The sequence below is a fragment of the Gilliamella sp. genome (genome assembly GCF_024104075.1).
Lineage (GTDB): Bacteria > Pseudomonadota > Gammaproteobacteria > Enterobacterales > Orbaceae > Gilliamella > Gilliamella bombi.
Genome location: NZ_JAGGHR010000013.1, coordinates 48,456 through 59,630, shown reverse-complemented (window position 1 = coordinate 59,630; position 11,175 = coordinate 48,456). Strand labels below are relative to the sequence as shown.

General features: G+C 32.2%; 13 protein-coding genes. 7 read left to right on the top strand and 6 right to left on the bottom strand.

The window, feature by feature from the left end:
• The first annotated feature begins 10 nt into the window (after positions 1 to 10).
• From J6569_RS05635 to J6569_RS05620, 4 genes are all read left to right on the top strand, one after another.
• Positions 11 to 205, top strand: coding sequence for an integrase core domain-containing protein (locus J6569_RS05635; protein ID WP_296317999.1), 195 nt, complete (start codon positions 11 to 13; stop codon positions 203 to 205).
• Between the two features lie 282 nt (positions 206 to 487).
• Positions 488 to 694, top strand: a complete 207-nt coding sequence (locus J6569_RS05630; RefSeq protein WP_034910630.1) for a hypothetical protein — start codon at positions 488 to 490, stop codon at positions 692 to 694.
• A 266-nt stretch (positions 695 to 960) separates the two neighbouring features.
• Positions 961 to 1,392 (top strand): hypothetical protein, encoded by a 432-nt coding sequence (locus tag J6569_RS05625; protein ID WP_065589791.1) that lies wholly within the window; start codon positions 961 to 963, stop codon positions 1,390 to 1,392.
• Positions 1,393 to 1,581: 189 nt separating this feature from the next.
• A complete protein-coding gene (locus J6569_RS05620; protein WP_218055898.1) occupies positions 1,582 to 1,899 on the top strand; it encodes an MmcQ/YjbR family DNA-binding protein in 318 nt (105 codons plus the stop codon).
• A gap of 155 nt (positions 1,900 to 2,054) precedes the next feature.
• Here the strand turns inward: J6569_RS05620 and J6569_RS05615 are convergent, their stop codons facing one another.
• Genes J6569_RS05615 through nikA form a run of 6 tightly spaced genes read right to left on the bottom strand, consistent with a single transcriptional unit; the run spans position 2,055 to position 8,374 of the window.
• Positions 2,055 to 3,380, bottom strand: coding sequence for an MATE family efflux transporter (locus J6569_RS05615; RefSeq protein ID WP_296317998.1), 1,326 nt, complete (start codon positions 3,378 to 3,380; stop codon positions 2,055 to 2,057).
• A gap of 3 nt (positions 3,381 to 3,383) precedes the next feature.
• Positions 3,384 to 4,163, bottom strand: a complete 780-nt coding sequence (locus J6569_RS05610; protein WP_065589794.1) for a dipeptide/oligopeptide/nickel ABC transporter ATP-binding protein — start codon at positions 4,161 to 4,163, stop codon at positions 3,384 to 3,386.
• Complete coding sequence (locus J6569_RS05605) at positions 4,164 to 5,018, bottom strand: ABC transporter ATP-binding protein (protein ID WP_296317997.1); 855 nt, start codon at positions 5,016 to 5,018, stop codon at positions 4,164 to 4,166.
• Positions 5,015 to 5,845 carry a nickel/cobalt ABC transporter permease gene (gene opp1C / locus J6569_RS05600; RefSeq protein WP_085164092.1) on the bottom strand — a complete coding sequence of 277 codons (831 nt, stop codon included), beginning with the start codon at positions 5,843 to 5,845 and terminating at the stop codon, positions 5,015 to 5,017. Before opp1C ends, J6569_RS05605 begins: the two co-directional genes overlap by 4 nt.
• Positions 5,842 to 6,786, bottom strand: coding sequence for a nickel/cobalt ABC transporter permease (gene opp1B, locus J6569_RS05595; RefSeq protein WP_065589797.1), 945 nt, complete (start codon positions 6,784 to 6,786; stop codon positions 5,842 to 5,844). Before opp1B ends, opp1C begins: the two co-directional genes overlap by 4 nt.
• Positions 6,787 to 6,808: 22 nt before the next feature.
• Positions 6,809 to 8,374: a nickel ABC transporter substrate-binding protein gene (gene nikA, locus J6569_RS05590; RefSeq protein WP_296317996.1), complete on the bottom strand. Its 1,566-nt coding sequence runs from the start codon at positions 8,372 to 8,374 to the stop codon at positions 6,809 to 6,811.
• Positions 8,375 to 8,674: 300 nt separating this feature from the next.
• Between nikA and rhlE the strand changes: the two genes are divergently transcribed.
• The 3 genes from rhlE to J6569_RS05575 all read left to right on the top strand — a co-directional run bounded on the left by rhlE (position 8,675) and on the right by J6569_RS05575 (position 10,737).
• Positions 8,675 to 9,991 carry an ATP-dependent RNA helicase RhlE gene (gene rhlE / locus J6569_RS05585; RefSeq protein ID WP_081296834.1) on the top strand — a complete coding sequence of 439 codons (1,317 nt, stop codon included), beginning with the start codon at positions 8,675 to 8,677 and terminating at the stop codon, positions 9,989 to 9,991.
• Positions 9,992 to 10,004: 13 nt separating this feature from the next.
• On the top strand, positions 10,005 to 10,343 hold the full coding sequence (locus J6569_RS05580) for a YggL family protein (RefSeq protein WP_296318000.1): 339 nt from the start codon (positions 10,005 to 10,007) through the stop codon (positions 10,341 to 10,343).
• Positions 10,344 to 10,428: 85 nt separating this feature from the next.
• Positions 10,429 to 10,737, top strand: coding sequence for a hypothetical protein (locus tag J6569_RS05575; protein WP_085164088.1), 309 nt, complete (start codon positions 10,429 to 10,431; stop codon positions 10,735 to 10,737).
• The last annotated feature ends 438 nt before the right edge of the window (positions 10,738 to 11,175 follow it).

Below are 11,175 nucleotides of genomic sequence, written 5' to 3'. Positions count from 1 at the left end.
CACGTAAAACGTGGGCACAGCAACTACAACAAAATCATTCAGTTACTATTGCTATGAGTTGTGCCATTGTTGGCTTATTAACAACTTAGCGCAAGCAAGGAGAATAACTGAAGAATGGTTAATGATTTATAATACCGAAAGACCGCATGAGGCATTAAATAACATGACACCGATTGAGTATAAAACACTAAAACAGGCAGCATGATTTTCTACGTGAGTTGTGTACTAAGTTTGGGGTATTTACAAACTTGTTTGATTTCTATTTCAGATAGATCTGTAGAATTAGAAATATTAACAAACAGCTTGGCAACTGATAAATAAAAATTTAATAAAATCAACACTCTACCTGATGGTTTTTATATCACCTAAAAAGACTTGTTTATTGAGCAATTTTTAAAAAACTACACTTGCTTTTTTCTTAAATCAGCGGTTAGATATAACAGTGATAAGCATTGGGTTTATCACTAATTTATTAGGAGGACTTATAATGGTACAAAAATTTGCTCCATACGGTAGTGATGTTTCGTCTGGCACTTATAAGTGCGCTGACTGTGGCTATATTTATTCTAACCAAAGTAAGAAATCGTTACCTCCTTGCCCTGATTATAATAAAAAACCGCACAGCAAAAATGGTTGGTATATTATGTCTGGACAGGGTGATTCAGTTAAAGATCCTCATCCACATAAAAAGTAATTTTATTCAGTTAATACTATTAAAAGGTAGCCAATATGGTTACCTTTTTTGATTGTATCGATTTAAAATGATATTTTTTAGTTGTCAGCAATTAATTGTGACGTATGTATAACGATATGACTATTAAGTATAAATATCAATTCTTTCATATAGTTATTTTATAAACCGCTTATTTTGTTGTGAATTTATTTGATTTGTTTTTCATTTAGATGTTTTTTATAATAAAATCAATATGACTGTTAAATCTAAAAGTAAGGAATATTGAAGTGAAAAAGCTAATGAAATTGGTAGTGTTACTTTCTGCTCTTTTTACAATTTCGAATGCGTATAGTGCTGAATTACCACCATCAGCAAACATAACTAAAGCTTTTGCCGATAGTGCAAAAAGGTCGATATTAGGTGAAGGTGGCGAATTTCCGGTTAAAGTGGATGCGGGTTATGAAATAACTAACATTTTTGGTAATCTTAATAATATTGTTTTTGAATATAATATGCCGACCGATAGCCAAAGTGTATCAATAGTAGACATTACAGAAAATATCAGGCTTGGGCTTAATGCTCAATTTTGTAATAAGCAAGACGTGATTGAAGTATTACGTGCTTATGATATTCGGTTTTTATTTCGTTTTCAATTCAATGATGATCGTAATGTGCCAGCAACGTTATCAATAGATGAAATTTGTAAAGAACAAAAATAAATAGGTTAAATTTATAGCTATTGTTGACACTTTATTTTGATATTATCATGTATAACAATGATTTTATAAGGCTTAATTAGCATGTTATATATTAAATAAGCTGTTTATATTATTGTGTTAGATTTGGTGAATTGAAAAAGAAAAATAACAATAAGCCTTAAGAATAAATTAATTGAATATGCTCATACTTTGAACAATATTCAAATTGACCACCCTTTTGAAAATTATACTAACTATCAGGTTATTAGACATAAAACTAATGCTAAATGGTTGGGGTTAATTATGTCAGTGGGAAAGAATAAGTTAGGTCTAAATTCAAAAGATATGGTGGAAATAATTAATGTTAAATCTGATCCTGAATTAATTTCTATAATAAAAATTAATTCAGATATATTACCTGCATATCATATGAATAAAAATCACTGGATCACAATAATGCTCGACGGTTCTGTGCCGTTTGAACAAATAGTAAGTTTATTAAACCATAGCTATGATTTAACTATTTAAAATATACGATATATTTTAAAAATACAAAATGGTATAGTTGCTTACACAACAGGTTAATTCAGAAACAAAAGCTTTGTATTATCTTTTATATAAACTATCTAATTAATGCTTTGAACGGTATAAATACTTTAGACTTTTAAAAGATAATTGGTTATTTAGTTTAGAATATATCTTTTAGATTTTTTTACCCACATTACTAAAAATAAAGTTCTACCTAAGCTAAATAAAATATAAGAAAGCCATAATCCATTATTTCCCCATATTGGTACACAGATATATTGTGATATCAGCCATAAAATTAAGGCAAGAATCATAGAATCACGAATAGAAGAAGTGTAACTGATCCCAGAAAAAACGCCATAATAGATAAGACCACCAGCAACCACAATAGGAAAGATAGTAAGCCAATATTGATATTGCAAACAGATTGTGATGATTTCGGTTTGATTGGTTAATAATTTAATAATTGTTGTATTAAATCCAAACCATAAAGCAACTAATATTAGAGGACAAATAATACAAGCTTGCAGTGACCAATGTAAGGTTTGATTATATAACTTAATATCTTTAGTACCTTTCGCCTTACCGCTAAATACGCTTGAGGCATTGGCAAACCCGTCAAACAAATAAGCCATTAAATAGTGAATTTGAAACAAAACGGCATTAGCAGCTAACACTTCGGTGCTAAAACTCGAACCAATCGAGATAAAATGGTTGGTAACGATTAATAAACAAATGGTACGAATCATCAAATTGGTATTAACTAAAATCACTCCTTTTAATGATTGCCAAGATAGTATCGATTTTAAATCAGTTTGTTGATTGGATTTCGGTAAATTACGATAAATAAACCAAATGCCTAACAAAGTACAAATTATTTGGGCAATTAGTGTTGCAAAGGCAACTCCCTGCACATTCCAATGAAAGCCCCAAACAAAAATTACTGCCATAATAATATTAAGCAGATTAATTAATACTTGTAGAAATAGCACAGCCTTTACTTTAGACATTCCCATTAACCAACCAACTAAAACGTAGTTGATAAGGACAAACGGTGCTCCCCAAATTAAGACAGAGAAATAAATATCCGCGTAATGCTTTACTTCTTCATTAGGTTTGATAATGTGCATTGAGGAAGAAAATATCATCTGTTGAAAAATGATAAAAATAATTCCTAAAAATATAGCTATAAATAAAGGGCGAATTAAAGATGCTCGCAACAGTAACGGGTCATCTAATGCTTGTGCTGCAAAACCAGTGGTACTAACTCGTAAAAAGCCAAAAAGCCAATAAATAGTATTAAAAATAACAGCGCCAACAGCAATGCCTGCAATAAAGGCTGGATTGGGTAAATGTCCAACCAATGCGGTATCGACCACGCCCAGTAATGGAGTTGTAATAGTTGAAATAATAAACGGAATAACTAACGCTAAGTAATCTTTAAAACGATATTGTTTATTAACGATAGATTGAGTTGCCATAATTTAAAAACCTAAAATAGATTTAAGAAGTTGTTTAGAATAAATATTATTAACCTGATTTAAATTGGCTATTTTATCAACTTGTTCGACAATCTGTCCTTGATAAAAGAAGATCACCCGATCGCAAAGATAAGTGATAGTCGCTAAATCATGTGTAATAAAAATGGTTGTTAAATTTAACTGTTTTTGCAGATCAACTAATAACGATAAAACTTGAGTTTGAACAGTAATATCAAGTGAACTTACTGCCTCGTCAAATAAAACAAATTTAGGTGAACAGGCAATTGCTCGTGCAATACAGATACGTTGTAATTGTCCACCACTCATTTCGTGGGGAAATCGATGATAAAATGATTCATTTAATCCTACTTGTTCTAATAGTTCAATTACTCGCTTTTTAAGTAGGCTTGCAGTAAGTTTGTCATAAATATAAATGGGTTCGGCAATAATTTCAGCAGCGGTAAAATAAGGGTTAACTGAAGTGTTGTAGTCTTGAAACACAGCGCTTATTTCTCGTCGCATTGGAGACTTTCGCCATGCACGTTGTCCTATATCTTGCCCATTAAAATAAATTTTGCCACTATCAGGTTTTTCAAGCCCCAAAATTAGTTTTCCAAGTGTACTTTTACCGCTTCCGCTTTCTCCTACAATACCTAAACATTCGCCTTGGTATAAAGACAAAGAAACATCTTTAATAATTGGCGTTTTTTTGCGATTAAATAAACCTTGATTAGGTTGTAAGAAAGATTTTTTGAGATTATTAATTTGTAATAACGGCGTCATTTAGATAGTCTCCAATCTATTTGGGTGGATAACGGCGTTAAATTTGGCTAATAACTGTTTACGAGTATCAATTAAGTAACGTGTATAATCATTTTTAGAATGATAAAAAATATGATCGCAACTACCTTGTTCTATAATCTGGCCTTGATTCATTACAATAATATGATCAGCGATATGGTGAATAACACTTAAATCATGCGAGATAAATATCATTGCTGTTTTCGATTTTTGTTTGATATTTTTTAATAATTGCAGAATATGAAGTTGACTAATAGAATCCAACGCTGTGGTTGGTTCATCGGCAATAATTAATTCAGGTTCAAGCATTAATGCTATTCCGGTCATGATTCGTTGTAACATGCCACCACTTAACTGATGCGGGTATTTCTTAAAGATTTGTTTTGGATCATTAAGACCAATGTCAGCAATCATAGTTAATGTTTTTTCAATAGCTTGTTTTTTACTAATTGTCAGATGTGCCAATAACGTTTCAACCACTTGATTGCCAATACAATAAAGCGGATCAAAAGCATTCATTGGATGCTGTAGTATAGCCGAAATAGCATTGCCACGAATATGGCGTAATGTTTCATGGTTTTGTTTTAATAAATCACCATTTGATTGTAATGCTATTTTAGACTGTTTAGGGTTAAATAAAACTTTGCCTTGAACCGAAAAGTAGGGTTCTAATAAACCGATAATAGCTTTGCTAGTTAAACTTTTACCGCAGCCACTTTCGCCCACAATACCTAAACATTGATGATGCTCAAGGCAAAAGGAGATATCATTAAGCAGTGTTTTGCCATTATCCAGTGTTACAGTAAGATTCTTAACCTCAAGTAATTTATTATTCATGCTGTTTTTTCCTTAGGATCAAGAATGTCACGTAAACAATCGCCAAGCATATTAAATGCAGCAACCACAATTAATATTGCAATTCCGGGGTAGAGCATTTGCATAGGATGCTGCATCATAACGTTTTTTGCTTCACTTAGCATTAGTCCCCATTCAGGAGTTGGTGCTTGTATGCCAAGCCCTATGAAAGATAAAGCTGAAATATTTAAAATTACCCAACCAGTATCTAGTGTGGCTAACACAACTAACTCTGACATTACATTTGGTAATAAGTGACGGCGAATAATAAATGAATGTGGTGCGCCAATTGCTCGGGAAAATAAAATATAGTTTTTACGGCTATATTTGATAACCGAGCTGCGAATCATACGACTATACCAAGCCCATTTGACCATAATATTGGCAATAATAACGTTCTCAATACCCACACCAAGTACGCCTACAATAGCAAGAATCATTACTTGGCTAGGAAAAGAGAGCATAATATCGCATAAACGCATAATACACTCGTCAAGTTTACCTCGTTTATAACCTGAAATTAGGCCAATTATTGCACCAATAACAATGGTAATAATCATGGTTAATAATGACAAAAATAACGTGGAGCGAATACCATAAAGTAGTCTTGAAAAAATATCACGTCCAAGATGATCACAACCTAACCAATGCTGAGCAGACATTGGGGCGTATTTACGAATAATACGTACTTTATTGGGATCAAATGGTGCAATATAAGGGGCTAAAATACCTAATATAATGATAGTTGCAATGATAATTAAACAACATAATGCAGTTTTATTTTTACAAACCTGCTTAAGTACATTCATGACAAACCACCATTATCACGTAAACGAGGATCTAGTAAATGATGAATAACATCGACAATAAAATTACATACCACAAATAATATTGCCATAATTAAAATATAAGCTTGGATAACGGGGTAGTCTCGATTCATAATAGCTGCAATACATAACCGTCCAAGTCCTGGCCAGGAAAATATATATTCAACCACAAATGAGCCAGCAATTAATTGCGGAATTGTCATCCCTAATGCGGTAATAGTGGTATGTAACGAATTGATTAATACATGCTTAAGAATAATTGTTCGTTCTTTTAGTCCTCGGCTACGTGCATAAAAAACGGAGTAGTTACGCATGTTTTCTAGCATGTTATTACGAATAAAACGAATATAGGTTGAAATATAAACGAATGATAGCGTTAAAGTTGGTAGGATTAGATTTTGCCATGTGCCATATCCATTAGTTGGAAGTAAATCTAAATAATTAGCAAAAAACCAGATAAATAAAAGCCCAAGCCAGTAGCTCGGCATAGCCGTGCCTAAAAAAATTATAATACGTAAAATATGATCAAAAACTGAATTGACAAAAATGGCACATAAAATGCCTAAGATCAGACTAATAATTAACGTAAAAATAAATGAAGATAATGCTAAAAGCAGTGTTGGTTGTAAGCTTCGAATGATCTCATCTAATACTAGCCTATCTCGATGTACAAAAGAACGACCAAAATCAAGTTGAAAAACGTTATATAACCAACTGATGTAACGGTTCCAAAATGGTTCATTTAAACCTAACTCTAGGCGCATACTTTCAATAGCATCAGGCGTGGGCATAATTTCATTTAAACGTAATGCTACTTCAGCAGGATCAGAAGGGGCTAAATTAATAAGTAGAAAAGCGATAAACGAGATACCGATAATAATCGGTATCATCATAATTAAACGTTTAAAAAAGTAATTTAACATTATTACTAACTAACAAAATAAATTAAAAATGCATTTTCTCAAAGGGAATGTCAAACTGCGAAGGAGAAAATTCAATACCTTTTAGTGATTTTATGGCGATAGCTCGGTTGCGTTCATAAGTTAACGGAATATAGACCGCTTGGTTATGCAATGTTTCAAGCACATAACGGTAAAGATCTTGACGTTCTTTTTCATCAGTTGAAATTAATGCTTTACTAATGCTTGCATCAATTTGAGCTTTCTCTTTCAATCCTTGTTGTGCCATATAATCACCATATACTGGTAATTTCATGCCAGACATAAAAGATTGTGGGTCATAAGGCATTCCCCAAGAAATATCAAATACCATATCAAAATCACCAGCTTTTTGGCGATCACGATAACCTTGTTCTTCTTCTCCATGAATGTTAAGTTTTAAACCAACCTGTTCAAACTCATCTTGCATATATTGTGCGATAGTTTTTTGAGATGCAGTATTGCTATCATAATAAAGAGTTATTTCAAATGATTTGCCATCTTTTTGACGGTAATTCTGACCTTTTTGTTTTAGCCAACCTGCTTTATCAAGTAGTTCTTCGGCTAATTTAATATTATATTCGTAAGGTTTTAACCCAATATTTGCATAAGGAATATTAGTAGCCATTAATGTATCAGCTGGCGCTTCGCTACCATTGAAGATACCTTCCGAAATATCTTTTTTATTTATGATATGTTCGATTGCTCGGCGCACATTAGCATCGCTTAAAGCGGGTCGAGTGGTATTCATCAATACGATACGGCTTGATACAGGTTTTGACATTAATGTTTGAAATTTATCAATTTCTGAAAAACGTTCAAATGAATCGGCATCCACCATATTTTTACCATAAATTAAATCAATTTCACCTTTTTCAAGTGCCATTAAACGGCTTTGGTTGTCTGCTATAACTTTCATGGTAACAGTTTTCAGTTTTGGTTGCTCACCCCAATAGTTAGGATTTGCGTTAAAAACAGCATACTGATCTTTTTTATGATCACCTAAAATATAAGGGCCTGTACCAATATAAGATTTAACGCCATTTTTTGTTTCACCATCGATCATTGAATTCGGTGAAATAAAGCGCATGGGTCTGGTTACTGCAATTTCAATCAAAAACGGGTAGTAAGGCTCTGACAGATTAACTTGAAGAGTATAATCATCTACCGCTTTGACTTCAGTAATTAAACGTACCATTTCAAGCCATGTATGGCGCACTTTATTTGACAGGACTGCATCCCAGTTTAATTTTGCACTGTGAGCATCGAATTTAACACCATCACTAAAGGTAACATCTTTTCTCAGTTTAAACGTATAGGTTTTTCCTTGGTTTGTAATAGCCCAGCTTTCGGCAAGCCAAGGAGAAAATGTGCCATCTTGATTATAATGAACAAGCGACTCATAGAGCATATTTTGAGCCCACATTTCACCTCCATAAAGGTGTGGATTCAAATCGCGTATATCTCGGAAGTTTGCAAAAGTGATATCATCTTTTGCAAAACAATTAAAGCTAAAAAGCGATAAAATTGAGACAATTAATAACTTTTTAATGTGGCTAAAGTTTAAAAGCATGTTTAATCCAGTAAATTATTATTAAAGAGTCAAATATTAACATAATTGCAAATGATAATAAATATCATTTATCTATCTTAATAGGTAAACACAATTCAAATCAATACTCTTTTTTATAACATATTTATATATTAAAGGTGCTCCAATAATTTTAAGTAAAGATTTGTGTAATATTTTAAAATTTGGATTAGTATACATAATAGTCGATAAGTAAATTTACAAAATAATCAAACAAATATTATTGAATTGCTTTATAATACATATGAATAATTTATTTTTTATTTATTTAGGATACATTTCATGTCATTTGGCTCTCTTGGTTTAGATACTGAGATTTTAAAAGCAATTCAAGAACAAAACTATACCGATCCAACTCCCATTCAACAACAAGCTATACCTGTAATCTTATCTGGTAAAGACCTTATGGCGAGTGCACAAACAGGAACAGGTAAAACGGCAGGGTTTGGTTTACCAATATTACAAAAGCTTATTGAACAGCAAGCAAAAGAAGCTAATAATCCAAAACCTAAAAAAGGCAAACGTCCTTTATATGCCTTGATTTTAGCCCCAACGCGCGAACTGGCTGCGCAAATAGGTGAAAATATTCGTGATTATAGTCGTTATTTGTCCATTCGTTCATTAGTAGTTTTTGGTGGGGTGAGTATTAATCCGCAAATGATGAAATTGCGCAGTGGTGTGGATATTTTAATTGCAACACCAGGGCGATTGCTTGATTTACAGCAAAAAAATGCGGTGGATCTGTCAACGATTAAAATACTGGTGTTGGACGAAGCTGATCGCATGTTAGATATGGGATTTATACATGATATTCGTCGTGTGATTGCCAAGCTACCTAAAAAACGGCAAAATTTAATGTTTTCGGCAACTTTTTCGGATGAAATAAAAGTTTTGGCTCAATCTATTTTGCAGTCACCTGAATCTGTTGCTGTAGCAAAAACCAATAGTGCTTCAGATCAAATTACTCAATATGTTCATCGAGTTGATAAACGTCGTAAGCGTGAGCTACTGTCTTATTTAATCGGTAAAAATCAGTGGCAACAAGTGTTAATTTTTACACGAACCAAATATGGTGCAAATCATTTAGCGGAACAATTAACGAAAGATGGCATTAAATCAGCAGCTATTCATGGGAATAAAAGCCAAGGAGCTCGTACAAAAGCATTAGCTGATTTTAAAAGCGGACAAATTAGGGCATTGGTTGCCACAGATATTGCCGCTCGAGGTCTTGATATAGAGTTATTACCTTACGTTGTTAATTATGAGCTCCCTCAAGTTGCTGAGGATTATGTTCATCGTATTGGTCGAACAGGTCGAGCGCAGAATCAAGGGCAAGCTCTCTCGCTTGTGTGCATTGATGAATTGCCACAATTAAAAGCAATTGAAAAATTAATTAAAAAAAAGATTCCAGAATTAACAACCAAAGGGTTTGAAGTTGATCCAAAAATTAAAGCTGAACCTGTAAAAAAATCGCCACCAAGGCGTGCGCCAGCAAAAAAAAGAAGTTCATCTTCAAATCGATCGTCGCAATCCAATCAAAATGGTGTGAAAACCTCCAATAAACATAATCACACTAAAAATAAGCAAACTTATATTTAATAAGAAGGAAATTATTATGGTAAATCGCAGCAGACGTTTACGAAAAAAATTACACATTGAAGAGTTTAAAGAATTAGGTTTTACCGTTAGTTGGTCGTTTGAAGAAGGTACAACTGAAGAAACTTTAGATAATATTGTCGATCAGTTTATTCTTGAGGCTGTTCAACCCAATGGTTTAGCTTATGAGGGTAGTGGTTATTTAAATTGGAAAGGGATTATTTGCACCCAAAAACTAGGCAATTGTACCGAAGAACATCGTGACATTGTCATAAAATGGCTAAACGAACACGGTCTAAAAAGTGTTAAAACTAGCCCACTTATCGATATTTGGTGGGATGAATTAGAATTCTAATCTATTGGTGATCTCTAAATAGAAAATAGTCACTGGTGTGGCTATTCAAGTACAATATAGTATTTCGGTAAGGAGTACTTATATAATGAACGAAGGTACTATTTTTAAACTTGATAAAAAGTATACGCCTTTTTTATTCAAAGCGATAGAAGCAGCAAAGAAAAGCGAATTTGTGACAAAATATAAATACGATATCGATCATTTTTATATATCTTTTAATAATTATATAAGAATAAATAATGGATTTAGCTGTTATACAATAAGTTTTTATTCGAAAGAGATAACGCAAGATAATTGGATGGACATTGGGGCAGGCGGAATAGTTATAGATGATATAAATGTTGATATAGATATTGATTCTGGCGATGTTATTTCCATTTATGCAAGCCGTTAACATAAATAAGAATTTATAAAAATTATTGGTATATAAAAATAATTACATTAGCGGTTATATTATAGCTACTAAAATTTTTTAAATTATTTAATAGTAAATCGCTTTATATATTGGTACAGCTATTTTTTTCAATGATAGATTATCAACGGATGATATTACAACTTTAATATGCATTGCTTTTTTATAATTTTCTTTCCAACTGTAAGTAAAAGATATCCAAGCTAATATTTACAAATCTTAACAAAAAGGTCAGCATTTTATATTTAAATGATGTTATTTTTTATTTACAATATAGGCTTGTTTTAGTGAGTTACTATATTTCTTTTTTATCTAAAACAAAAATGATTTTATAAAAATTAATCGATACACTATATAAAAATATTATATTAAACAATCACTTGAAATATTGAATAGGTTATGGTAGAATGAAAGAAGCAA